The 23,842-nt window shown below is 62.8% G+C and carries 20 protein-coding genes; 14 read left to right on the top strand and 6 right to left on the bottom strand.

The window, feature by feature from the left end; translation table 11 throughout:
- The first annotated feature begins 179 nt into the window (after positions 1–179).
- Positions 180–2,888: a vitamin K epoxide reductase family protein gene (locus ATE67_RS18960; RefSeq protein WP_231728231.1), complete on the top strand. Its 2,709-nt coding sequence runs from the start codon at positions 180–182 to the stop codon at positions 2,886–2,888.
- Positions 2,889–3,152: 264 nt separating this feature from the next.
- Positions 3,153–5,087 (top strand): cytochrome c/FTR1 family iron permease, encoded by a 1,935-nt coding sequence (locus tag ATE67_RS18955; protein ID WP_058818219.1) that lies wholly within the window; start codon positions 3,153–3,155, stop codon positions 5,085–5,087.
- A gap of 126 nt (positions 5,088–5,213) precedes the next feature.
- On the opposite strand, the gene ATE67_RS18950 is transcribed toward ATE67_RS18955, so the two are convergent.
- Both ATE67_RS18950 and ATE67_RS18945 read right to left on the bottom strand, forming a co-directional pair.
- The gene (locus tag ATE67_RS18950) at positions 5,214–5,546 is read right to left on the bottom strand and encodes a four-helix bundle copper-binding protein (RefSeq protein ID WP_058818218.1); all 333 of its coding nucleotides are present in this window, start codon (positions 5,544–5,546) and stop codon (positions 5,214–5,216) included.
- A 72-nt stretch (positions 5,547–5,618) separates the two neighbouring features.
- A complete protein-coding gene (locus tag ATE67_RS18945) occupies positions 5,619–6,932 on the bottom strand; it encodes a hypothetical protein (protein ID WP_058818196.1) in 1,314 nt (437 codons plus the stop codon).
- Positions 6,933–7,496: 564 nt separating this feature from the next.
- Between ATE67_RS18945 and ATE67_RS18940 the strand changes: the two genes are divergently transcribed.
- The gene (locus ATE67_RS18940; protein WP_058818195.1) at positions 7,497–7,694 is read left to right on the top strand and encodes a hypothetical protein; all 198 of its coding nucleotides are present in this window, start codon (positions 7,497–7,499) and stop codon (positions 7,692–7,694) included.
- Between the two features lie 192 nt (positions 7,695–7,886).
- Here ATE67_RS18940 and ATE67_RS18935 read toward each other — a convergent pair whose 3' ends face one another.
- Positions 7,887–9,359, bottom strand: a complete 1,473-nt coding sequence (locus ATE67_RS18935) for a multicopper oxidase family protein (protein WP_058818194.1) — start codon at positions 9,357–9,359, stop codon at positions 7,887–7,889.
- A gap of 245 nt (positions 9,360–9,604) precedes the next feature.
- Here ATE67_RS18935 and ATE67_RS18930 point away from each other — a divergent pair, with 245 nt between their 5' ends.
- From ATE67_RS18930 to lgt, 7 genes are read left to right on the top strand one after another with little or no spacing between them, the layout of a single operon-like run.
- Entirely contained in the window at positions 9,605–9,925 is a 321-nt protein-coding gene (locus ATE67_RS18930; protein ID WP_037530392.1) for an ArsR/SmtB family transcription factor, read from the top strand.
- A 2-nt stretch (positions 9,926–9,927) separates the two neighbouring features.
- Positions 9,928–10,353, top strand: a complete 426-nt coding sequence (locus ATE67_RS18925; RefSeq protein ID WP_054725925.1) for a YeeE/YedE family protein — start codon at positions 9,928–9,930, stop codon at positions 10,351–10,353.
- A gap of 4 nt (positions 10,354–10,357) precedes the next feature.
- Positions 10,358–10,801: a DUF6691 family protein gene (locus ATE67_RS18920; protein WP_054725928.1), complete on the top strand. Its 444-nt coding sequence runs from the start codon at positions 10,358–10,360 to the stop codon at positions 10,799–10,801.
- Positions 10,798–11,577: a sulfite exporter TauE/SafE family protein gene (locus ATE67_RS18915; RefSeq protein ID WP_058818193.1), complete on the top strand. Its 780-nt coding sequence runs from the start codon at positions 10,798–10,800 to the stop codon at positions 11,575–11,577. The genes ATE67_RS18920 and ATE67_RS18915 overlap by 4 nt, the downstream gene beginning before the upstream one ends.
- A 19-nt stretch (positions 11,578–11,596) precedes the next feature.
- Positions 11,597–12,346 (top strand): MBL fold metallo-hydrolase, encoded by a 750-nt coding sequence (locus ATE67_RS18910; RefSeq protein ID WP_054725930.1) that lies wholly within the window; start codon positions 11,597–11,599, stop codon positions 12,344–12,346.
- Between the two features lie 36 nt (positions 12,347–12,382).
- Positions 12,383–12,769: a rhodanese-like domain-containing protein gene (locus ATE67_RS18905; protein ID WP_054725933.1), complete on the top strand. Its 387-nt coding sequence runs from the start codon at positions 12,383–12,385 to the stop codon at positions 12,767–12,769.
- Positions 12,770–12,816: 47 nt separating this feature from the next.
- Entirely contained in the window at positions 12,817–13,656 is an 840-nt protein-coding gene (gene lgt / locus ATE67_RS18900) for a prolipoprotein diacylglyceryl transferase (protein WP_082395462.1), read from the top strand.
- Between the two features lie 259 nt (positions 13,657–13,915).
- On the opposite strand, the gene ATE67_RS18895 is transcribed toward lgt, so the two are convergent.
- The gene (locus ATE67_RS18895) at positions 13,916–14,881 is read right to left on the bottom strand and encodes a tetratricopeptide repeat protein (protein ID WP_058818192.1); all 966 of its coding nucleotides are present in this window, start codon (positions 14,879–14,881) and stop codon (positions 13,916–13,918) included.
- 299 nt (positions 14,882–15,180) lie between these two features.
- Here ATE67_RS18895 and ATE67_RS18890 point away from each other — a divergent pair, with 299 nt between their 5' ends.
- From ATE67_RS18890 to ATE67_RS18880, 4 genes are all read left to right on the top strand, one after another.
- Positions 15,181–15,951: a hypothetical protein gene (locus tag ATE67_RS18890; protein ID WP_156417112.1), complete on the top strand. Its 771-nt coding sequence runs from the start codon at positions 15,181–15,183 to the stop codon at positions 15,949–15,951.
- A 562-nt stretch (positions 15,952–16,513) separates the two neighbouring features.
- Positions 16,514–16,648: a hypothetical protein gene (locus tag ATE67_RS22050; RefSeq protein WP_269433469.1), complete on the top strand. Its 135-nt coding sequence runs from the start codon at positions 16,514–16,516 to the stop codon at positions 16,646–16,648.
- A 49-nt stretch (positions 16,649–16,697) separates the two neighbouring features.
- Positions 16,698–17,324 carry a lasso peptide biosynthesis B2 protein gene (locus tag ATE67_RS18885; RefSeq protein ID WP_058818190.1) on the top strand — a complete coding sequence of 209 codons (627 nt, stop codon included), beginning with the start codon at positions 16,698–16,700 and terminating at the stop codon, positions 17,322–17,324.
- Positions 17,325–17,509: 185 nt separating this feature from the next.
- Positions 17,510–19,057, top strand: a complete 1,548-nt coding sequence (locus ATE67_RS18880) for an asparagine synthase-related protein (RefSeq protein ID WP_058818189.1) — start codon at positions 17,510–17,512, stop codon at positions 19,055–19,057.
- Here ATE67_RS18880 and ATE67_RS18875 read toward each other — a convergent pair.
- Together ATE67_RS18875 and ATE67_RS18870 are read right to left on the bottom strand one after the other, a co-directional pair.
- The gene (locus ATE67_RS18875) at positions 19,054–21,249 is read right to left on the bottom strand and encodes a prolyl oligopeptidase family serine peptidase (RefSeq protein ID WP_058818188.1); all 2,196 of its coding nucleotides are present in this window, start codon (positions 21,247–21,249) and stop codon (positions 19,054–19,056) included. The two genes, ATE67_RS18880 and ATE67_RS18875, sit on opposite strands and share 4 nt — an antisense overlap.
- A 2-nt stretch (positions 21,250–21,251) precedes the next feature.
- Positions 21,252–23,747: a TonB-dependent receptor gene (locus ATE67_RS18870; RefSeq protein ID WP_231728230.1), complete on the bottom strand. Its 2,496-nt coding sequence runs from the start codon at positions 23,745–23,747 to the stop codon at positions 21,252–21,254.
- Positions 23,748–23,842: the final 95 nt, after the last annotated feature.

Below are 23,842 nucleotides of genomic sequence, written 5' to 3'. Positions count from 1 at the left end.
CTTTTACCCACTTACGCGGCTTAACCCTCGCCTCCCAAGACACCCCCCGCTTGGACTGAGCTTACGTGTCCGACGCCCTAAGTCGCCCACAGGCGCTTGCGGGAAGGCCGCGTCGCGCTGCAAAGCTGGGCGTGCGAGAGGGTTGGTCCGGGTGGGCCTGTCAGTGTTTTCAGAGATGAATGAACAAGGGTGGCAAAGTCATGACCGATGGCAAACGCAGTGAAGCCGGCAGCGGCCAGGGTGGCGAAGTCGTCCTCATCACGGGTGCGAGCGGTTTTATCGCCGCAGCGCTGATTGCCCAGCTCGGCGAGCGCTACACGGTCGTCGGCCTTGATCGCGCCGGCCCTCCCGACCCACCGCCGCCCGCGGCGGCGATCGACATAGACCTCGGGTCAGACGAAGCGGTCCGAGTTGCGCTTGACGAGGTGCGCGCACGGTACGGCAACCGCATCGCCTCGGTGATCCACCTCGCCGCCTATTATGATATCACGGGTGACCCCAATCCGCTCTACGACAAGGTCACCGTGCAGGGCACCCGCCGGCTGATTGACGGGCTGCAATCGTTCGAAGTCGGACAATTCGTCTTCGCCAGCACGATGCTCGTTCATAAGCCGACCCCCACACCCGACGAGCGCATCAACGAGGACTCGCCGATCGGCGCGTCCTGGGCCTATCCGCAGTCCAAGGTCGACGCCGAGACATTGCTGCATGAGCGCCACGGAAACATCTCCGTCGTTTATATGCGCGCCGCCGGAGTTTACGACGACGACGGACGCTCGGCTTTTCTCGCGCAGCAGATATCGCAGATTTACGAGCACCGCCTGATTTCGCATTTTTATCCCGGCATGCTGTGTGCGGCGCAGTCATCGGTGCACCGCGACGACTTGGCTGACGCCGTGCTGCGTCTGGTCGATCGGCGGCACGAACTGCCGTCAGAACTGCCGCTGCTCATCGGCGAGCCCGACGCACCCGGCTATGCCGAGATCCAGGACATCGTCGGCGAGGCGCTCCACGGTGAGGGCTGGAAGACGATCCGGATTCCGCAGCCGCTCGCGAAAGCCGGGATCATCCTGCAGAACGAAGCGCTCGGCAGCGACGACTTCATCCAGCCCTGGATGATCGACAGCAGCAACGACCACTATATCCTCGATGTCTCCCGCGCGCGTTCGCTGCTCGGATGGGAGCCGAAGCACAATCTTCGCGACTCGCTGCCGACGATCGTTGCCGCGTTGAAGCGTCATCCCGGCGCCTGGTATCGGAACAACAAGCTCAACGAGAACCTGGTCGCCTGGAACGACAATCAAGCTTCCAAACCTGCGGAGCCGGACCACCGCCAAGCTGAAGCGGCAGTCGCCGGAATGGCCGGTATGGATCACGGCGGGATGGACCACAGCAAGATGGACCACGCGGCGATGGGGCACGAGACCGGCGGCGCGGGCGCGGCGATGTCGGGCCATGGCGGGCACGGCGATCACATGGCCTTGATGGACCGCGATGAGCGCCGTGCCCGCTGGGCGCTTTACGCCAACATCGGTCTCGGTCTGTGGCTCGCCTCCAGCCCGCTCATATACGATTCCGTGACCACGCAGAGTGTCGGCGAAGCCGCGCGCTTCGTAACTATTGATCGCGGGCTGCCGTCGATCGAGTGGCGGGCGAACGCGCTGGCCATCAGCGACGTCGTCAGCGGGTTCGCCATCGCGCTGTTCGGTGCACTTTCCCTGTCAGCCCGCACGAAGACATGGGCGCAGTGGGCGGTCGCGTTCGTCGGCATCTGGCTGTTCTTCGCCCCGCTGATCTTCTGGAGCCCGAGCGCCGCTCAGTACAACAACAACCTGCTCATCGGCTCGGCCGTGATCGCCCTGTCGGTGCTCGTGCCGATGATGCCGGGCATGAGCATGGCGGGCATGATGGACCCCAAGAACATCCCGCCCGGCTGGACCTATTCGCCATCCACCGACGCACAGCGGCTGCCGATCGTCGCCATGGGTCTGATCGGCCTTCTCACCTCGCGCATCCTCACCGCCTACCAACTGGGGCATATTGACGGCGTTTGGGAGCCGTTTTTCGCCGGCTCCCTGAGCGATCCACGCAACGGCACCGAGGAGATCATCACCTCGGACATGTCCAAGGCCTGGCCGATTCCCGATGGTGGGCTCGGCACGGTCAGCTATGTCCTCGAGATCCTGATGGCGGTAATGGGCACCCGCGACCGCTGGCGGACCATGCCGTGGATGGTGACCTTCTTCGGCATCCTTGTCATCCCGCTCGGCGTCATCAGCATCTATTTCATCATCAGTCAGCCCATCGTCATCGGCACATGGAGCACGCTGGCGCTGATCGCCGCGCTCGCCATGCTGATCATGATCCCCTTCGCGCTCGACGAGGTGATTGCGATGGGTCAGTTCCTTCTCTGGGCGCGCCGGCAAGGCAAACCGCTGATCCGCACCTTCTTCCAGGGTGACGCGATAGAGGCGGGAGCGGTGGACGCGTCGGACGCGATGGCCTCGCCAAGCACCTTCTGGGCGGACGCAAAGAAGGGACTGACCCTGCCATGGACGCTGACTGCGAGCATCGTCATCGGCGTCCTGCTGATGCTGACCCGAATACTGTTCGGCACGGAAGGCGGTATGGCGAACAGCGATCACGTTGTGGGTGCGCTGGTCATCACGGTCGCGATCATCGCCACCGCAGAAGTTGCCCGCGCGCTGCGGCTGATCAACGTCGCGTTCGGAGCCTGGCTTGTGGCCGCGCCTTTCCTCCTCGACGGCGTTGGTCACCTTGGGGCCGTGGCCTCGGTCGTAGCCGGCATTGCGCTCGTCGGCCTCAGCTTTCCAAGGGGAAAGCGCAGCGCCGAGCATTATGCAAGCTGGGACAAGTACGTGATCTGAAAGTATCTTCAATCACTGCTTAGCCTCATCGAAAACCTTGATCGTGCATCGCACACCGTCACGCGCCTTCGCTGCCGCTTTTCTACCCCCCCGATCGTCTCCGGGTTCGCGGTCACGATCTTGTCGCCGGAGACGATCGCCCGCCAGCTCTCCGGCGGCGATGTTCATCATCCTGCCATTGGTGGTCGCGCACGCTGCCCAATACTGCTAATGAGAGCTGTTCGCATAGTCCGCGACGAGTGAAGCTTGGAATCGATCACCCATATGCCGTCACCTCTGGTCGCGCTGGTCGCGTCGCTTATGCTGCTGTTGATCCCCGCTGCGGCGATGGCCGATACCCGCGATGTTCAAACTGCTTGGCGTCTGCTCGACTATATGGCGGTCGATTATGGCGGTGCGGTCGCCAACGGCGCGGTCATAAGCGCGTCCGAATACGCGGAGATGACGGAGTTCGCCGCTGGGGTGTCGACGCGCCTCCGCGCACTTCCCGCGACGCCTGAGCGGCAATCTCTAATCCAAAGCGCTTCGCAGCTCGAAGCCGTGATCGGCCGCAAGGGATCGTCCCGAGAGGTCGCGACACTCGCGCATGGCCTCGCCGCCGATCTGCTCAAGGCCTATCCGGTGCCGCTCGCTCCCGCCAAGGCACCCGACCCCGCCATGGGAACAAGGCTATACGTCCAAAGCTGCTCGTCCTGCCACGGCCTCACCGGCGACGGACATGGGCCTGACGCTGCCAGACTCGACCCGCCGCCGATCGCGTTCACCGACGCCGAACGGGCGCGCCAGCGCAGCGTGTTCGCGCTCTATCAGGTGATAAGCCAAGGCATCGACGGGACCGCGATGCAGAGCTTCGCCGATCTGCCGAACGATCAACGCTGGGCGCTGGCGTTCCGCGCTGGCAGCTTCGCCCTGACCGACGCGCAAGCGGTCGAAGGCGAACGGCTGTGGAAGTCCCAGCCGAGCTTGCGGGCGCGGATCCCCGATTTGAAAACCCTGGTCGCGCTCACCCCCGCCGCGCTTGCGGGCAGCATCGGGCAGGCGAAAGCCGACGCGGTGCTCGCCTATCTGCGGCGCCACCCCGATCAGGTGATGCAACAAGCCCCGGGCTCGCTCGCGGTCGCTCGCTCCAAGCTTGCGCAAAGCCTCGCCGCGTTCCGGCGCGGCGACCGGCGCGGCGCAAAGGAACTGGCGCTGTCCGCCTATCTCGACGGGTTCGAGCCGATCGAACCGACGCTCTCGGCGCGCGACCCGACGCTCATGTCCAGGATCGAAGGCGCGATGGGAGAATATCGCGCCGCTGTGGAGAGCAGCACGTCGGCCGATGATGTGGCCGAACGAGTGGCAGTGCTGGGCGGCCTGTTCGATGATGCCGAGGCGGCGCTCGCGCCCGACGCCGCGACGCAGGCGTCCACCTTCTTGGGGGCCTTTACGATCCTGCTGCGTGAGGGGCTGGAAGCTCTTTTGATCGTGGTCGCCATGATCGCGTTCCTCCGCAAAGCGGAACGGCCAGAAGCCTTGCGCTATGTGCATGGCGGGTGGATCGGGGCGCTCATCGCGGGCGGGCTTACCTGGGCCGTCGCCACCTATGCGATCGGGATCAGCGGCGCGAGCCGGGAGCTGACCGAAGGGTTCGGCTCGCTGTTCGCCGCGATCGTGCTGCTCTCGGTCGGAATCTGGATGCACGGCAAGGCCCAAGCCGATCAGTGGCAACGCTATATCCGGGAGAAAATGTCACGGGCGCTATCGAGCGGGTCGGGATGGTTCCTGTTCGGGCTCGCATTCCTGGTGGTCTATCGGGAGGTCTTTGAAACGATCCTTTTCTACGCCGCGCTCTCGACACAGGGTAACACCGCGATGCTGCTGGCCGGCGCCGGCGCAGCGATCAGCCTTCTCGCCGTCATCGCCTGGGCCATGCTCCGCTACAGCCGGACGCTGCCGATTACGCAGTTCTTCCGCTACAGCTCGTGGCTGATGGCCGCTCTGACGGTCGTGCTGGCCGGTAAGGGAGTCGCTGCCCTCCAAGAGGCGGGGATCATCGACATAGCGCCGCTCGCCAGCGTGCCACGTATCTCGATGTTGGGCCTGTTCCCGACATTTCAGTCGGTGCTGGCACAACTCCTGATGCTTGCCGTGATCGTGATCGGGTTTGCCTGGAACCGCCGCGCCAAGCCGCGGGCGGGCGGGCCGCTAGCCTACTAGCGGCAGGGCAGACAACGCCCCTCTCTAAAGCGTTGCCGCAACCCTGACCGTGCATCGCACCGTCTCACGCGCCTTGGCTCGCAATGTAACGGGAGGGCGGCGGGGAAAGCGCCGCCCTCGGGCCATTTACGCGGCCATCTTGTCGCAAGCCTCGGCGCACTTGCGACACGCGGCGACGCAATCCTCCATGCCGTCCAGCCCTTCGCAGCTCGACGCGCACGCCCGGCAAATCTCGGCGCACTCGCGGCAGATATGCCGGTGATGCTCAGATTTCCGCGCCATGAAGTCGATCGCGACCGCGCAAATCTGCGCACAATCGGCCATGATCTTCATGTGCTGCGGCTCGGCATGTCGGCCTCCCGCCTCAAGGCAATGGTTCATCGCCATGTGGAGGCAGGTGACATGGCATTCGTGGCAGGCGTCCATGCACGCCTTCATCTCGGGATCGATCTGATGCATCATTCATCTCCAGCTGAGCCCCCGCCCATTTGAAAATACGCGGCGCGCGCGCGTACCCCTTACCTCAATCGATCAAGCCAGCTTGCTGGAGATGGCTTTGATCGCTTTCAGCCCCGAGCCGAACCGGGCGATGGCCTCGCGGTTTCTCTCCAGCTCGCCGTAGGGAAGATACGATATGTCGAGATCGGCGACGCGGCTGAACGCGGGACGCTGTAACTGCGCGCGGACATCCGCCTCGCGGGCGTCGGGTGCGACCAGAAACAGCCCTGCGGTCGCGTGGAGGTCGCTGCCGCTCAGCGCCAAGTCGAGCATGCGCACAATGCCCGAGTAGATCGACGTCGAATGCTCGACCTCGAACGCTGCCGCGACGTGATCGCCGCCGCGCTCAAGCCACAGCACGTCGATTAGACGGATGGAATCCGCCCCCTTGGAGGTTGCGATGGAGGCGGGCAGGCGCTCAAGGCACCCATGTCCCAACGGCGATCCATTGAAGGCACGGCTGCGGTCGTTCGATGCGATCCACACGTCATAGCCGAGCGCGAGTCCTAGATCGCGAAGCCATGCTTGGATTTCAGTATGGGTGCGCTCGTTCTCGCCTTCGCGTAGCGCCGCCTTGCTGAGCGTGCGCGCCTCCTCGCGCGCCGTCTCAAGCCGTTGTCCCCAACTTGCCAGCGCCTCGCCGCTAACATCGAGAGGAGGGGCCGGGTAGCGATCGAAGCCGATGTCGAACAGCAAGCCGCCAATCGCACCCAGGTCGTTCGATAGCAGGTCGCGGTGGCGATCGTTCAAGTCGAGTACACCCGACCGCATCGCCAGAAAATGCTCCCAGCTCCCGAGCTTCACCTTCGCGCCGGTCAGCGCGTTGTAGCCTTTGACGATCGCGGTGTTGAAGGGCGGCACCAGCGTCGGGTGAAGAAAATAGAGCAGGTTGGCGACCGCTGGCCCGAGCCCCTTGATCTTCAAGCGATCGATCGTGTGGATATGGCCAATAATTTCCTCGGCCGTGTCGCAACACGAACAGGCGTCGAGCAAGTGACCGAACGCCCGCTGGTTCTCCGGGTTTTCGTAGATATCGGGTATGCGGAGCTTCGGTTTCCAGAGAAAGGCGTGGTCGGCGCCTTTGAAAATTTGACGCTGCTCTGCGACGGAATGAACGACCGTTTCGAGCGACGATCCCCGGTAGGCGACGCCGAACGTGCCGCGCTCGATCTCACCAACGACCTGGCCAATACCACGCCGGATCGAGCGGAAGTTTTTCAACCGTTCGTCCCACAGAAACCAGCTTCGGTAGGTTGCGCCAGGATCGTCACGCCAACGGGCAATAAGACGACGAACGAGGCCACCGTGATCCTCTCCGGTAGTAATTTGGTCGGGTTGCGTGGCCATATTGTCAGTGTGATCCCCATTCGCTGAACCAAGACCTAAGCCCCTGGTCGGTGACCGTCGAGCTTCTTGATTCAGCATATCGGACCGCGAATGACGTGCTCCCCGTTTTCAGGCCGCTGATAAGTTAGCTTCGGTGTCCTCATTCCCCTGACGGGGGCGGTTGGTGAACTCGGCGGGTGCCATGCCGCCGAGGCTGCTGTGGGGACGCACGGTGTTGTACAACGAGACGACGGAACGCCCATAGGACCGACGTTCGCGAAGTTCTTTATCAGTGGCATCCCTGGACCGGGCTTCAGGTTTACATTCATGAAGTAGTCGAGCGCGCGGGGTGCGGCGTTTTCCGTTGCAGCATCGCAGGATCGGCGGCCGATCGCTGGCTCGAGATCCCAGCCTGGATGTTCGACCGCGCGGTTTGCAGCATGATGCGTGTCGACCACGCTCCCCGCGTCAATATTGGCGCGCTGGTTGCCTTGGTGAAGCTGCTGCAGGCGACGCGGCCGGTTTCGGCTTCATTGGTTTCAGGCGCAGCATCGGGCTCTCACGACTTACATCGGGGAGGTCTCCATGCCGCGCAAGTCCATGACGTTTCAGTTCGATCTGTTCTCCAGGCCCCACGGTTCCGGGATCGCGCAGACACCGCGTTGGCAGACTCTGCCCGCGCCGACGCGGCAGACGCTGACGCCATTGATCGTGCGCCTGCTTCTCGCCCATGCCGACGGCGGCCCCGTCGCGGAGCTGCAGGAGATGCGCGATGATCTTTGAGAAGATCGGGGCTCAGCATCTCGAGCGCAAGGCGATCCTGTATGTGCGGCAGTCATCGGCCTGCCGCTAGCGAGGTGCCGCCCATCAGCATCGTTACCGCGATTAGAAATACGGCAAAAGCTCTTTTGGCAACGTTGCTCTCCTGTTGAACGGTAGACGCTGCATAAACTCTTCAGAAGTGGGAGCCTCCGCCTACGCAACACTGAACTGGCCCATCATTCCATTATCCTCATGTTCAAGGATATGGCAGTGATACATGAAAGGAGCGCTCTTGGCCGGCTGATCAAATCGGATGAGAAGCTCCACCGGCTCCTTGACGACGACAGTGTCGCGCGGCCCCTGGTCGAGAACGTCAGGCTGACCGCCCCCACGGGTGAGAACATCAAAGTGGACGCCGTGAATATGGATCGGGTGGCGCATCATTTCGCCAGACACCTCCCATATTTCGGTGGAGCCTAGCTTCACCGTCTCATCGATGCGATTAATGTCGAATGGCTTGCCGTTGATCGTCAGGCCGCCACCGCCGTTTCCTGAGCCCATCATGCCGCCCATGCCCATGTTGAGGATCAGTCGGCGACGGCGCACCGCCTTGCTGGCATCGGGCCGAGTTCGTGATGCCAGAAGGGTCGGCACGGCGCCGCTGGCACGAGCCTGTCCCGACGGCCGCGGCTCAAACCGCAGCACGGTCGCTGGCGCCGCGGCATCGGTCCTCCCGGCGCCACGCCCCATCATGCCCATGCCGCCCATCATCGCGCTGTTGGTATCAGCCGCCGTTACCAGCGAGGCGGGCCTGCCGTCCGTGAAGTCCACGAGAAGCTCGCCGCGCTGGCCCGGCGCCAAGGTTATGGATTCCAATGCCACTGCTCGTTCGAGCAGCCCCCCTTCGGTTCCGATCCAGTAAAAGCTTCGTTGATCGGAAAACGACAGCTCATAGATCCGGGCATTCGATGCGTTGACGAGCCGCAGGCGAACCAACCGGTTTGGCACTGCCGCCAGCGGGTTTACCGCTCCGTTCACAAGGGTCGTGTCGCCGCGCCGGCCCTGCATGGCGACCATCATGCCGCCTGGCATGACGAGGCGACCATTTTCGAATTGGCGATCCTGGATGAGCAGGGGCAGGTCGTCCACGCCATATTCTGACGGGAGGCCCAAGCCCTGCTCTTCGTCATCGGTTATCAGCAACGCCCCTGCCAGACCTGAATAGACTTGCTCGGCCGTCAACCCATGGACGTGTGAGTGATAAAGGAGGGTCGCTGCCGGCTGCCGGATCGGAAGCGTCGGTCGCCAGGTCGCGCCCGGCGCGATGATCTGATGGGGGCCGCCATCCAGCTCTCCAGGGATCAGAAGCCCGTGCCAGTGCACAGTCGTGTCCGCCTTGAGCCGGTTGGTCACGGCAACCGCCACATCGTCGCCGCGACGCACTCTGATCGTCGGTCCGAGATAGCTGCCGTTATACCCTAGCGTGTCGCTCGGACGGCCCGGATAGAATGAAGTCGTTCCGGACTGGACCTGTAGCGCGAATGATCGTCCAGGCTGCGCATCCAAGAGCGGTGGTATCGGGAGGGGGTTTGCACCGCCCCCGCCGAGGGAAGACGTGGAGCGCGAGCAAGCGGCGGTGGCGAACAGTGCCGCTCCGCCGGCCAACAGTGAACGTCGATCGAGCATCTAAATCTGGCCCTGCGCGCAGCGCAGCTTGGAAGCGCCACCGGCAGCCTTGTCGATCGGCATTGGTCGCCCACGCTCTAGCGCTTCAATAGCGCGCAGGACCACTTTCCTCGAAGGATGCCGCGATAGTCTGGCGAAATAGTAGCGCACGGGAAATCTCCTAAGCTGGCTTGATCGAACGCTCATCCATCATATATGTTGCATATAAGATGTCTGGAGCAATCGTGCGACCTTCTCTCGTTAAGATGTCCCCAGAACTTCTGGAGGAAAAGGCCGGCGAAGCGGAAGCGTTCCTCCGTTCGCTGGCGAGCCGGCACCGTCTGATGATCCTGTGCAGCTTGCTCGGCGGGGAGCTGTCGGTAACCGAACTGGGCGAACGCCTCGGGCTGACACAATCCAATTTGTCCCGCCACCTTGCCACGCTGCGCGACGAGGGCCTGGTCGGCACGCGGCGGGAGAAAACAACGATCTTCTACCGCATCACGTCCGAACGCGTGCTGCCGATCCTGACGGAACTCTACGCACTCTTTTGTGCTGGCGCCGATCCTGAACAAGGAGAATCCTGACGATGGAGGGGTTCACCCCATTTTCGGCCATCGTGGGCGGCGCGCTCATCGGCCTCTCGGCATCCCTCCTGTGGATCGCCAACGGGCGCATTGCTGGAGTCAGTGGCATCGTCGGGGGCGTGCTTGCGCCCGTCCGCGGCGATGTGGCGTGGCGCGGAATGTTCCTGGTCGGCCTGCTCGCTGCGCCCTTGCTTTACCGGGCGGCGGGCGGCGTGCTGCCGGACCTCACGTCGCCGGCCCCAGTCGCCGGCGTGATCGCAGCCGGCCTTCTGGTGGGATTTGGGACTCGGCTTGGGAGTGGTTGCACCAGCGGGCATGGTGTCTGCGGGATAGCGAGGCTTTCGCCCCGCTCGCTTGCCGCGACCGGCGTCTTCCTCATCACGGCGGCTGCGACTGTGTACGTTGCCCGGCACGTCGTGGAGCTTTGAGACAATGAGGAAGCTGCTCATTGCGCTGGCCTCGGGGCTCATTTTCGGCTTCGGCCTGATCGTTTCCGCCATGATTAGCCCAGGCAAGGTGCTGGCGTTTCTTGATGTCGCCGCGCCGTCGTGGGACCCGAGCCTGGCCCTGGTACTGGCCTCAGCCGTCATCGTTTCCGCCTTGGGATTTGCACTCGGCCGAAGGCGCGAGGCTCCGCTTTTCGCAGCCACGTTTAATGGGCCATCGTCCCGGTCCCTGGACAAGAAGCTTCTCTCCGGCGCGGCTTTGTTCGGCGTTGGATGGGGCCTCGTCGGCTATTGCCCTGGCCCAGCCCTCGTTGCTTTGAGCCTCGGGGCGCCGGCGGCGCTGGTGTTCATCGTGGCGATGCTGGTGGGCATGGGCCTCTTCGCCATTCAGGAACACTATCGTGCGGCTAGGGCCGGAGCTGCACTATGACACTGGTCGACATCCTCACGCTCATATCCGGTGTCCTCGTTGGCTTCACCCTCGGGGTGATCGGCGGCGGCGGCTCGATCCTGGCCCTACCATTGCTGCTGTATGTCGTGGGCATGAAGGACCCGCACGTCGCGATCGGTACGAGCGCGCTGGCGGTCGCTGCCAACGCCTTCGCCAACCTGAACCAACACGCCCGGGCCGGAACCGTGAAGTGGCCCTGTGCCCTCGTCTTCGGGGCATCGGGTGTCGTCGGCGCTCTGGTCGGCTCCACCCTGGGCAAGATGGTGGCGGGTCAGCACCTCCTGGTGCTGTTTGCGGGCGTGATGATCGTGGTCGGGGTTTCGATGCTGCGGGGCAAGTCGGGCGGCGGCGATCCGGACGTGCGGATCACGCGGCCAATCGCTGTCCGGCTCGTGGTGATCGGCCTTCTCGCCGGCCTGCTGTCAGGGTTCTTCGGCATCGGCGGCGGCTTCCTGATTGTGCCCGGCATCATGCTCGGCAGCGGCATGCCCATCCTCAACGCGGTCGGATCGTCGCTGTTTTCGGTGGGAGCGTTCGGCTCGGCGACAGCCTTCAACTATGCCCTGTCAGGCCTCGTGGACTGGCGCGTGGCCGGCTTCTTCATCGCTGGCGGGGTCGCTGGCGGCATGGCCGGCATGCAAACGGCCATCCGGCTCGCCGATCATAAGGGCCTGCTCACCCGCATCTTCGCTTTCGTCCTGCTGGCCGTGGCCGCCTACATGCTGTTCCGCAGCCTGGGCGGGATCGGCAGCTAAGCACCATTGGAGGCCGATCATGATCTTTCGTCAGTTGTTCGAACCCGAGTCCTCGACATACACCTACCTCCTCGGCTGCCCGGAAACGCGCAAAGCCGTCCTCATCGATCCTGTCCTCGAAACGATCGAACGCGACCTTGCCGCACTTCAGGAACTGGATCTCGAACTGGCCTATACGTTGGAGACGCATGTGCATGCGGACCATGTCACCTCGGCCTGCTATCTGCGCAGCCTTACCGGCTCCAAGATCGCGTACCCCGCCATGGACAGCCTTCCGTGTGCTGACGTCGGCGTCGCCGAGGACCAGCCCCTGACCGTCGGCGCGCTCAAGCTTCAGCCGCTGTTTACGCCGGGGCACACCGATGCCCACCATACCTACCTGGTCGATCAGCCCGATGGTCTTCGCGCCTTCACCGGCGACGCCCTGCTGATCGACGGCTGTGGGCGGACCGATTTCCAGAACGGTGACGCCGCCACGCTCTATCACTCGGTCACGCAGAAGATTTTCACGCTGCCGGGCGACGGTCTGATCTTCCCCGCTCACGACTACAATCATCGCCACATCACGACAGTGGCGCAGGAGCGTGAGCGAAACCCGCGCCTTGCCGGCAAGACCGTTCAGGAATTTGTCGCGATCATGGCGGCTCTCGATCTTCCCTACCCGAAGAAGATCGACGTTGCCGTTCCGGCAAACAAGCTTTGCGGTGATTGCCCAACAGATTTGCCGGAGCGGCTACGCCAAATAGGCGGCAAGTCCGAGCAGGGCTGAGCGATCCGCTACAGGTTCATTTACAGGAGAAAGTCGATGCCAACACGCACCTCGAAGCAGCTCGTTTCTGAAGCGAATGCCCTTGTCGAAACTATCGCGCCTGAGGATGCAGCCAAACTTGTCGGCAATCCCGAGGTACGGTTCGTTGACATCCGCGAGCCAGGTGAAGTCGCGAAGTCAGGGCTGGTGTCTGGTGCGGTACATGTCCCGCGCGGCCTTCTGGAATTCCAGGTCGATCCTCAAAGCCCCACCCACAATCCCAAACTCGCCGCCGGATCGCGGTTGGTGCTCTATTGTGGGTCCGGCGCCCGCTCAGCGCTTGCCGCAAAATCACTCAAGGATATGGGCGTGGAGAATGTCGCCCACGTCCCCGGCGGGTTCGCGGCGCTCAAGGATGCCGGCGCTTCAATCGCACCGGAGTAATCCCATGGCGCGCTCGAGCACCCGTCCTCGCTGGCAGGATACAATCCTTGGATAGCCATATCGCATTTGCCAGCCTCGGATTGAGCCCGATTGCCATCTCCATAGGCCCGCTAGACATCCGCTGGTACTCGCTCGCCTATATCGCCGGCATTATTGCCGGATGGTGGTATCTGTTGCGGCTGCTGGCCCAACCCGCGGCCCCGATGAACCGCCAGCAGGCTGATGATCTCGTATTCTATGCGACGCTCGGCGTCATCCTGGGTGGCCGCCTTGGCTATGTAATCTTCTACGGTCCCGAGATGATCCTCCACCCCCTGCAAATCCTCAAGCTGTGGGATGGCGGCATGTCGTTCCACGGGGGTGCCGCCGGCGTCTCGCTCGCGCTGATCCTGTTCGCGCGACGACACGGCCTCGAATGGCTGCGGGTCCATGATTATGTCGCCTGCACCGTGCCGATCGGCCTGTTCTTCGGTCGTCTCGCCAATTTCGTGAATGGCGAGCTTTGGGGAAAGCCCACCGATGTGCCCTGGGCGATTGTGTTCCCCGGAAGCCATGATGGTCTCGCCCGCCATCCCAGCCAGCTTTACGAAGCCGGGCTGGAAGGGTTGGTCCTGTTCGCCGTGCTCGCCTTCCTGTTCTGGTTCACCGACGCGCGGCGCAAGCCGGGGATGCTCGTCGGGGTGTTTCTCATCGGCTATGGTCTGGCCCGATTTACGGTCGAGTTCTTCCGAGAACCCGATGCCCAGCTTGTCGGCTTCGCAGCCAGAACAGGGCTTCACATGGGTCAGTGGCTCACGGTGCCTATGATTGCGGCAGGGATCTACCTCGTTGCCGCAGCATGGCAGCGGTCAGTCGATCACCCGGCTCAAGTTACCCGAAGCCAGTGACGTGCTCGCATCGGGCAGATCTGCGCTCCGCTGGAATGGCAGCGATCAACCTACGCGATTGAACATCGATCGATTCAACCGTAGCTTCGCCCCCCGAACATTAGGTCCCTAGCGGCCAGATATCTCGCCTAAGCAGTAGCGCCAATGGCTGTGGGAGACGGCGCCAGGCTGGCGTCGGCGGCGTCCGCCCGCTCTAAGGTAGTGCAAACGGCGACACATATTCGTTATGTTTATCCTGCACGGGGCGCCATTTTCAAGATTATGGCAGAGATTTTCGAAGCTTTTCGAGCTTTCGAGCAACGCCGATTCGGGCATCGATGCTCAACGCCTTCTCATAAGCGTCCACCGCCTCCCGGATCGCGCCTTCCTTTTCGTACCATTCGCCCAAGAGCCGCAAAGCATGCGCTTGCAGCGTGCGCTCAGAACCTTGCGCCGCGACATGCAAGCCGGCCAAAAGTGCCTCTCGCATCCCGCGATCCATTGGCTTTTCTGACGCGAGGACCATACGAATGACATGAAGATCGCCAGCGCCGATGCGCTCGATCTGCCAGCTCTTGCGGTCGAGCATAGCCCCGTCGAAGTCATAGCCGACACGGCAGGCGTTCGTCCGTAACAAGTAGACGTGGCGACTGGTCGTATCGAACTCATAACCGTCCGCCCAACCTGTCTCGACCTCCCAGCGAGCGATTTCATCCCCCAGTTCGAGATCGAAAAGAATGTAGCGGCAACTGTCGGTGCTGCCGGGGGCATTTGCGGTCTGACAAATAGCGATGCGTCCATCGTCCGACAGGCCGTTGCTTATCAGATTGGCGCTCAGTTCCTTTTCGACCAGCTTTGCGCCGTCGGCCCCGAAGGCTACGAACCGACCCTTGAGGCCATCGCCGAACAAGCGGTCGTGGATGATGAAGCTGCCATTGTTCGCGGTCTTTCCATCCGCGGGACGCTCGAGCTGTCCCGTTGCGACAATTTCATCGCCGTGAAGCAGGGACCAGGAACCATGGCCTTCGCGGCGGTATCCGCCGACCGTACCTTCACGATTTCGATCCGCCCAAATCAGGTGAAAATCTCCATTGGGGGATGCGGCATGATGACCGAAAAACCCGATCGACTCGATCCGAACGAGGTCGTGCCCGAACTTCTGCATGCGAAGACCTGTTATCTTTGGGCGCGTGGGCAGCTCGCTTTGGGTTTCCGTTCCAAAGAGCCGCCGCAGAAATCTCTTCATCCCATACTCTCCGTCTCTGGGCGCGTTGCGACTTCAGAGCCGTGCAGGGGAGGCCCGCTCGACGCAAGAGGGCTCAAGCTCGCTGCCCGCCTTCTTGCCGATTGACTTGTCATTGGCGCTGCGCCAGATTTCTCGCAGGCCTTCAACAGGGGCCTGCCGTCTGCATTTGCGAAGCCATAATGGCACTGTTTTGATCACTGACCCATCGCATTTCGTGGCTTTGGGGGCGGTAGCAGGCGACGCCGGTCCGAAGCCCACGGAGACCTGCGATGATGTTTCAATATTCCACCCTCGCCGGGTTGAAATCGCTCGCCAAGCAAATCCAGGCGGAGCAATCGGTCCCTCGGCACGATGCGCTCGACCTCGCGGCATGTGCAGGCGGGTTCCAAGGCTATGTCGATGCGAAACGGAAACTTCCAAGCCGATCCACGCTCCACAATGTCATGGTTCGTCAGAACTGGTGGGGATATGAAACAAGGGAAAGCGGCACCGCGCACATTGATCTCAAATTGCGTGCGCCACTGACCGAGCTGGTACGGCGTCACCATCTGACGGGCTATCTGGGCGCCTGCAAGATCGAGGACTCGGTCTTTCTGGAGCGGACGGGCCAGCAGCGCCACGCCAATGAAATCCAATGGTATATTGGCCGGATCGCCCGTGCGCTGCAGTTCATGGACGCAACCGGTCTCAAACCCTCAAGCGCCCGCAGATGCTATCCGACGCACGAGTATGACAGTCGTCCGCCCGTCGCGGATCATGATCATTGCTGGTTCGATCCCGAAGCGCGGGTCCATATATTGTCGACAGAACCCTATCCCGGACGAACCGAACGAGGCGAACCCCGACAGATCGAATGGGAACGGCGGCATGGATGGAGCACCATCTATGTCAACTGGGGCAGCATTTATGGAAACGGCACTGAGTTCATCCTTTGTTGCCCCGCAGCCTACGCCGAAGTGCTTTCGGCCAAGGTTGAACTCCTCGAACGCTCGTCGCCAGCCGTCGAGGATGAAGCGGTCGTGATCGAGACATTTGATCCCGCCGCGCGCAAGGTCATCGTCTTCGATTAGGTTTGCCGGAAGGAGCGGGGCTGCGGGCGCGCTCTTTCCCGCCGGCCTGTCGGTCGGCTCCTGAGGGCGCGGCACCTGATGTATCGGGCCCCGCCGCACTCTGAACCGGCGGCATTTCCAAATTGCGGGCGTTGAAAGCCGACATGCCCCGGCTTTCCGCCCGCACTCATTGGGCACATGGCCGCCTTGTTGCAGGGTGCGCTCCATTGATCAGGCGCTCGCTGGGCGCTCGCGGTCCGTCAGCCACGGTTCGGCCTCGATAATGATTTCAGAAAAATACATCCAGATTTGGGGCCAGTTTCCATTGCGACAATTCCGGTTTCGACCAGAACATCTTGGCGCCTTATCAATACGGGCGTGTGACCGGGTTCCGTCACGTATGTCCAGGCGAAAGCTAAAGGTGACGGTATGCGCTCCCGACGCGCGTTTCCTTTGCGCGGTCACCTTTTTACCCTGATCGCACGTTCAGAAAATAAACGGATTATAAAATAGAGCAGCTTTTCGCTGTGGCTTAGCGTCGGACTGCGACTCATTTCGGTCGCGAATGATGAAAGGAAAAGCCATGGACAAGCGTGAAAACGGTATCGTCGATCTGGGCGATGCGCGCACCGAAACCCGCGGCCTCGGTGTCGAAGGTCCGATCGACCTTGCGACGCTCCAGCGGACATACAACGCCGGCATCCAGACCGACGACTGATGCACCGGGCGTGCGGCGCCTCGGTGCCGCACGCACGCATATATCTCATATGGCCTCCTACCGCCTCCGCTCCGACCTCAGATATTGCGCAATAGGCACACGGATAATTTGCCTCGATCTTTCGGCGAGCCGCTACTTCCTGCTGGAAGATGTTGCAGCCGAAGCGTTTGAGGCGTTTGCGAAGGGCAAGGCGAGTGAAGAGCAGACCGCTTGGCTGGTCGAACGAAATCTGGTCGAGGCTGGCGTTCCCACAGTCCCACCATCGCTGGCTCCTGATCCGACCGAAAGCATCTTCGATGGTCCAACCGGGGCATCGCACCCTTGGCTTATCTTGGAAGCCGTCGCCTCCCAATGGCGCGCTCGCCGCAACCTCGCAGCCCGGCAGCTTGGCACTCTCCTTATCCCGACGGGGCTGCCCGAAACTGGACTAGATCCCTGCAGACTCGTTGCCGCCGCCTTTGCCCGGGCATCGCGCTATCGCGATGCGACCGACCAATGCCTCGTCCGGGGGCTTGCCATGCGAACGATGCTTGCGCGCCGCGGACTGGGCGTCGATCTCGTCATCGGAGTGATGCTGCCGTTCGCAGCGCATTGCTGGGTTCAGGCAGGCTCTGTCGTACTCAGCGATCCCCTGGACCGCGTCCGGAATTTCAAGCCCTTGCTGACGGTGCGATGAGACTTGCCTTCCGCCTCGACATTGCGCCGTCGGGTCTTCCGCCGTCGCCTGCCAGCACCGCGACGGAGTGTCCGGTCTTCAGCTCGTCCGTTGCGCGGTTATGCAGTGCGGCGCCGTGTATCGATCTTGGGGAAAGGGGCTGCATCGTCGGGCCGCTCTTCCGGCGTGAAATACCATCGGGCCGCGTGACCGATCTCAATCGGGACGAACGGCAATCGATCGCCGAGACGCGCGGCTTGGCGCTGCTCGCTGGCTATTGGGGTGGCTATATTGCCATGCTGATCGGCGATGACGGAACAGTTTCCTTGATGCGTGATCCGTCCGGAATGATGCCATGCTATATGCGCCGCGCGGCGAGCGGTGTCGTGCTGGCCAGCGATATGACGGCCATCGCCGAGCCGGGACAAGTCGCCGTCGATTATAGCGCGCTGGCGCGCATGTTTGGCGGGATCGACTTCATCGGCCGAAAGACAGGCATCGATGGCGTCGAGGAACTGCTTCCCGGCGAGCGTCTCGTCGTAACGGCTGACGGGAACCGGATCGAGCAGGCATGGTCCCCATGGGACCATGTTCGCCCGCCTAAGGGCTGCGGGTTCGAAGCTGCGGCTGTCGCTCTGCGTGACACGCTCAAGGACAGCATCGGCGCCTGGTCGACCGGCTTCGACAACATCTTAGTCGGCGTGTCGGGCGGGCTCGACAGCTCGATTGTAGCAGCGGCGCTCGGCCCGCGCATACCAAGGTTCCGGTGTCTGACCATGGTCGAGCCCGGCACCGATGGGGATGAGCGGCGCTATGCTAAGGCCCTCGTCGATAGGCTCGGTGTCGGGCTTGATGCGCCGATCTTCGACCTCGGCACCGTCGACGTTACTAGGCCGGTCATGCGCCACCTGCCGCTGCCCATTGCTGCCCACTACTTCCCCGCCCTTCAGGCCGAGCATCGCCGACTCGCGCGCGACAGGCCGATCGACGGATATTTTTCGGGCAATGGCGGCGACAATGTTTTCTGCGCCCTGCGCAGCGCGGCGCCGCTTGCCGACCGTTTTCTTGCACAGGGACTTCACCCGGGACTGTTCGCTACCGCGCGCGACCTTGCCGACTTGACCGGCTCGGGCATGATCGACGTCGTCCGCGCAGGCTGGGAACGCATTCGGCGACGGAAGGGCGGGCATCGCAGGCGTATCGATCTTACGGGCCTCGGATCTACGGGCCGGGCCGCTGCTGTGGCGGAAGGAGATCGGCATCCCTGGTTCGCGGCGCCGCCGGGCGCGCTCCCGGGCAAGGCAGCGCATGTTGCCATGCTGGCCCGTGCCCAAAAGAGCATCGAACTCTATCCCCGTGCGATCAGCCCGCCCCAGATCACCCCTTTGCTGTCGCAACCGGTCCTCGAACTCTGCCTATCGATTCCGTCGTGGTTTTGGGTGCGAGGGGGCCGCGATCGTGCGGTAGCGCGCATGGCGTTCCGTGATCTCCTTCCCGATCTCATTCTCGAACGCAGGACGAAAGGCAGTCCCGGCGGGTTTGTCCGGCGCGTGTTTGACGCTCAAGGAACGATGGCCGTCGAAATGCTTCTGGAGGGCAAGCTCGTCGGCGCCGGGCTGATCGACCCCGACTGGCTTATCCGAGCAAGCAAGGAAGGCTGGCGGGACGATGGACGCGATCACCGGATCCTGACGTTCGCGGCGGCCGAGGCATGGACGCGCTGGTGGGAGGAGGGAGGCCGGGTCGAAAGCTAATGTCGGTTCTCATCGTTCGCCGTTTTGGCGCTGCAACTGCGCGGGGCCGCGTCACGCATCTTGTCCCATAGCGCGTAGCGGTCGGCGTGAGGCGATTGTGGATCGCGCTTGCCGAGGAGCCAATAATCGAACCACGCGATATTTTCCTCCATCGCAAGAATGCGGTTCGACGGGATGTGGAAGATGTGCGTTTCATCTGTCGCTGTGTTCTCGCCCGGATAAAGGCTGAGCTGCGCGGGAACACCGGCCTTGCGGAGCGCGGCGTGAAGATCAATCGACGGAATGAGCGGTGCCGCGACCTGTTGCAGCACCGCGCCGCAAACTTCGTTTGCACGAAGCGACGGAGAGAGCCGGCGATAATTTGCGAGCGCCGCCGGATCGGTTGGCGGCCCGCCGAACACCGTGCCGTAAGAACCTGCCACGTTGAAATAGAAGGCCGGTTCGAGATAGCCGCCGTCGCCGCTCGATGCCGCGCGGAACATCGAGCTGTTCGTGATCGTGACATTCGTCATTTGCGAGCCGAAGCTGTAACCTGCGATCCCAACCCGCGCCGGATTCACGATCCCTCGATCGACGAGCTCCTTCACGGAATCTTCGAAGGTCGCGACCGAGTTCAACCAAATTAGCTGCCTCAGCTTCTCTGGCGAAACCGCCTTCGTCTCGCTGACCCAGGCTTCATAGGCGGCATCGATTTCGGCGTTTTGGCGGGACGTCGGACTATTGACGAGCAGTACGACATAGCCCCGTTCGGCGAACAGTTGCGCCGGATATTCCCATTGATTTTCGTGCGTTGCAAAGCGGTCGTCCGCGTCCGATGCATGCGTAATGACGATCGCCGGATATTGCCGACCCTTTGTGTATCCGCGCGGCCAGACGATATAACCGGTCGCCTTGTAACCATGTCGATTGATCCAAGTTCGGGGTTCGATCCGAAGCGGCGCGATCCCTTCGTGATCGGCCGAGACCGATGCCACGCGGGTTATGCCGCCACTCGCAACGTCGACGCGCACCACCGATGGCGGCACCGTCTGCGATTGCGCGATGCAGGCGCCTTTGGTGAGCGAGACCGTAAAGTCGCAATAGTTGAGGCTGAGAGCGCTACTAATCGTTCGGACACGATCATTTTCGATGATTGCTAGCCCGAAGCGAGGATTGTCGATCGTGCGGAACCCCGCAATCGCGCGCCTTCCATCAGGCGACAGGAAGCCGCCGGCCGCGCGGGCATCGCCCACCGCAAAGGGAAAGCGTCCGAAGCTCCGCCGCTCGTCGCCGGGAATGGTTTCGACAAGCTCGCGCGTATCGCCGGTGCCTTCCGACGACAGCCGGCCGCCATGAAGGCCGGGGAGGCGCCAGTAACCGCGAGCGGCTTTGCCATCCACCACTCGAATTTTTTCCGATGTGAACGACCAGCCTATCGTCACAACCTGCTGCCCTCCGGCGGGGTCCGTTTCCATCACATCGAACCGCACCTCATCCTTCTCCCACTGGACGAAGCTCCTGTCGAAAAATGTCCGAAGGTCGCTTTGCGGACGCGTCGCGAGAAGAATGTCCCTGCCCTCAGGATCGCGGAGGTAGATCGAGGCAGTGGCCCGGCCGGGGGCGCGGCGCTGCGCGCGCTCGGCAGTGACCGCGTCGTCGTAGCGCATCGCTTTGACGAACGGTGCGGCGTCAAGGACGACATACCAGAGCCAGCGCCCATCGGGAGACCAGCTGTGCGCCCGCACCCCCGTAGCAAGCGGCGCATGACCATAGCCCGGAAGCACAGCACCCTCGGTATCGCCATAAATTGCAGTCGCAGGATGCGCGACGATCGGGGTTACAGCGCCGCTCGCCCCTATCCGATAGAGCTGGACGCCATCGCCCTTATCGAGCCGCGCGCTCCAGTCCCCCGTTCCGGGAATGCGCTTCAGCTGATCGATCCACGCGGCTCGCTGCAGCTCGCGGGTCGTGCCCTTTTCCAGATCAACATATCGCAGCAGCGCGACCGTCCGGTCGCTCTGGCGGTCGGCGATCCGCACGACATAGATCGCGCTCTTCGCATCCGCCGAGACCGCGAGATCCCGTACCTCGGGGACCGTCAGTTGATCGTCGATCGTCCAGCTGCGGCCGGCTTTCTGTGCGGCTGAGGCCGGCGAGGTCGGCAGCGCCGCGCCGAGCAGTGCCGCCCCTGCGAGCAGAAGAGGGCGGATCATGCTCACCACTCCTGCCGCACGGTGAGGCCGACGAAGCGCCCCGCCGGTGAATAATTTGTCGTATCGTAGGGCGTCTCGCTGGGCAGGGCGGTGACAATCGCCGTCGGCTTCGCATTGAACAGGTTGAGCGCGGCAAGCGACACGTCGGTCCGCTTGCCAAGGCGCACCCGCGCCGTGAGGTCGAGCGTGGTATAGGAGGGAATGCGCATGCGCACCGCCTGCCGATCGTCATCGAGCCCGCTCATATGGTTGACGAAGGCGGCGAGCGTGAAACGGTCGCCGCCATAGGTAACTCCGGCACGCCCGCGAAAGCGCGATGGCCGGAACAATGTGCCGGCGAGCGACGTCCAGGCAGCGCCGGGAAGGATCTGCTGGCGGCTCTTCAGGAAACTGCCCGCGGTCGAGAGCGCAAGCTCTTTCCCACCATCGAATTCAATGCGGTAGCGCATCGAAAGATCGACGCCCGAATAGCGCTGGCGCGCGATATTGCGGTCGCGTGCGTCGATGAAAGCAACGATGGTCGCAGGGTCGTAGGGCCGGCCCGTACTATTCTCCAGGCCGAGAAGTGCGCCGTCAATGATCGCGGCAAGATCGTTCGCATCGGGGTTTAGCGTAACAAGATCGGCATAGAGCGGATTATCGAGCACGCCGACGAGCGACGGGATCGGCGTCGCGACGCGGTCGGTGTAATCGATCCTGTACCAAGTGGCGGAGAATTCGAGGCCGCGCGCAGGAGTAAGCTGCGCGCTCAGCGTAATATTCTCCGAACGCTCGGGTCCGAGGCGACTGTCGGGGCCCGCCGCGAAGATGACGTTCGCGCTCGCCGGATAACCGTTCCCATAGCGGGCAGCGCGTCCCATGATCGCCGAATAGCCGCTATACTGCTGGTAGAGCGTCGGCATTTTGAACGAACGCCCCCACGAAGCACCGAGGCGGAGGATCTCCGCCGGCTCCCAAACGACGCTGAGCTTGGGGATCATAATGCTCGGCGCGTCCGAATAATCCTCGAAGCGGAGCGCGGCTGTGAGCGAGAGCGAGTGCAATCCCGCAATCTCTTGCGCGGGTGCCGTGACCGGGACCAGCAGTTCGCCATAGGCAAAGAGATTGTCACGCCGCCGCCGGACATCGCCCGTGGGGGACGCCGCGAAGAAGTGATTGCGCCGCGCCCCACCGCCGACGGCAATGCGCACGTCGCCCGCCGGCAGGGCGAACAGTGGTCCTTGGAAGCCCGCTTCAAGCGCGAGGTTGCGGTTGAAAAAATGTTTGTCGATGTGTGCGAGCAAATTTCCCCCGAAAAAGAGGTCGGAGAAGCCGCCCGTGCGATCGGTGCCGAAGAAGCCGCTCGCCTTGAAGCGCCAGTCCCCGCCGAGCTCCGCAGAGATGTTTGGGGCGATCCCGAAGGATTCCGAGGTACTGACATTGTCGAGCCCCAACTGGTCGGGGGCGAGCGCCAGGCTGTATCCGGTAACCGAGTGTAGCCGACTCTTCTTGTAAAGAAGGTCGGCAGCAAGCGTCACATCCGGACCGATCGCCTGATGTCCACTCAGGAGCAGCGAGTGCCGCCAGGTCGCGGGAAAGAGCATCGTTTCCGCATTGGCGGCGTCCGCATAATCGCGATCCCCCGCGCGGATCGCCGACGAACGGCTATAATCATAGGCTGCGAGCAGCCCGCCCGACGACCACGCCTTGCCGCCGAGCAGCCCGTACTGCTGCTGGACATTGCCGCCATCGGTCGATGCGCCGACGCGCGCCATTGCCGACGCACCGTCATAGTCGCGCTTGAGCAGGATGTTCACCACGCCCGCGACGGCGTCCGCGCCATAGATGGCCGAGGCCCCATCCGCGACGATCTCGATCCGCTCGACAGCGGAAACAGGGATGGCGCTGACGTCGATCACCGATGACACGCCGGTATAGGCGAAGCGATTTCCATTGATCAAAGTCAGCGTTGCATTGGGACCGATCCCGCGCAGGTTGAAGGTCGAGGCGCCGTTGACGTTGGCGTTCTCGTTTGGCGCTCCCTGGCCGTTGCCGATGCCGGGGTTGAATCCGCCGCCGAAATTCTGCGGGAGGCTGCGCGCAACTTCGCCGAGATCGGCCTGGCCTGCGTTACGGATATCTTCGCTCGTCACTCGGACAACCGGGGCTGCGGACGGGGCGCCCGCGATACGGCTGCCGGTCACCACGATGTCTTCTTGTGCCGGACTGCTCTCGGACTGCGCTCGCCCCAAAATGATGACCGAACCGCGCTCGAAGCGCGGGGTCAGCCCGGTTCCGCGCAGCAGGGTCTCGATTGCTTCGCGCGGAGTGATGTTTCCGTCTAGCGTTGGGGCCTTCCGGCCTGCGAGATCGGCACTCGACGCATAGAGTTCGATTCCTGCCTGCGCAGCCACTTTTCGCAGTGCCTCGTCGAGATCCTGCGCTGGCAGATCGAAGCTCTGGCGATCCTGCAACTGAGCCGCCGCGGCAACGGGATGCAGACAGGCCACACCGGCCATCAGCGACAAGCAAAAACGAGACTTTCCGGACATCATCATACTCCCCCTGGGTTGTGACCGGGTGCTTGGGCACACGGCCTTTGGGGGAGCGATGA

The sequence above is a fragment of the Sphingopyxis sp. H050 genome, from assembly GCF_001468265.1.
In the GTDB taxonomy this organism is placed as follows: Bacteria; Pseudomonadota; Alphaproteobacteria; order Sphingomonadales; family Sphingomonadaceae; genus Sphingopyxis.
Note: the sequence above shows the minus strand (reverse complement) of the source record. Positions and strands in the feature narration are given on the sequence as shown.

Coding starts and splice junctions, on each gene's coding strand:
- ATE67_RS18870 (WP_231728230.1), bottom strand. CDS start 23,747: ATGGCCGGTGTGGCCTGTCTGCATCCCGTTGCCGCGGCGGCTCAGTTG.
- ATE67_RS18915 (WP_058818193.1), top strand. CDS start 10,798: ATGACACTGGTCGACATCCTCACGCTCATATCCGGTGTCCTCGTTGGC.
- ATE67_RS18935 (WP_058818194.1), bottom strand. CDS start 9,359: ATGCTCGATCGACGTTCACTGTTGGCCGGCGGAGCGGCACTGTTCGCC.
- ATE67_RS18885 (WP_058818190.1), top strand. CDS start 16,698: ATGGCCTCCTACCGCCTCCGCTCCGACCTCAGATATTGCGCAATAGGC.
- ATE67_RS18955 (WP_058818219.1), top strand. CDS start 3,153: ATGCCGTCACCTCTGGTCGCGCTGGTCGCGTCGCTTATGCTGCTGTTG.
- ATE67_RS18875 (WP_058818188.1), bottom strand. CDS start 21,249: ATGATCCGCCCTCTTCTGCTCGCAGGGGCGGCACTGCTCGGCGCGGCG.
- ATE67_RS18905 (WP_054725933.1), top strand. CDS start 12,383: ATGCCAACACGCACCTCGAAGCAGCTCGTTTCTGAAGCGAATGCCCTT.
- ATE67_RS18925 (WP_054725925.1), top strand. CDS start 9,928: ATGGAGGGGTTCACCCCATTTTCGGCCATCGTGGGCGGCGCGCTCATC.
- ATE67_RS18930 (WP_037530392.1), top strand. CDS start 9,605: ATGTCCCCAGAACTTCTGGAGGAAAAGGCCGGCGAAGCGGAAGCGTTC.
- ATE67_RS18910 (WP_054725930.1), top strand. CDS start 11,597: ATGATCTTTCGTCAGTTGTTCGAACCCGAGTCCTCGACATACACCTAC.
- ATE67_RS18945 (WP_058818196.1), bottom strand. CDS start 6,932: ATGGCCACGCAACCCGACCAAATTACTACCGGAGAGGATCACGGTGGC.
- ATE67_RS18960 (WP_231728231.1), top strand. CDS start 180: ATGAACAAGGGTGGCAAAGTCATGACCGATGGCAAACGCAGTGAAGCC.
- ATE67_RS18950 (WP_058818218.1), bottom strand. CDS start 5,546: ATGCATCAGATCGATCCCGAGATGAAGGCGTGCATGGACGCCTGCCAC.
- ATE67_RS18895 (WP_058818192.1), bottom strand. CDS start 14,881: ATGAAGAGATTTCTGCGGCGGCTCTTTGGAACGGAAACCCAAAGCGAG.
- ATE67_RS18920 (WP_054725928.1), top strand. CDS start 10,358: ATGAGGAAGCTGCTCATTGCGCTGGCCTCGGGGCTCATTTTCGGCTTC.
- ATE67_RS18940 (WP_058818195.1), top strand. CDS start 7,497: ATGCCGCGCAAGTCCATGACGTTTCAGTTCGATCTGTTCTCCAGGCCC.
- ATE67_RS22050 (WP_269433469.1), top strand. CDS start 16,514: ATGGACAAGCGTGAAAACGGTATCGTCGATCTGGGCGATGCGCGCACC.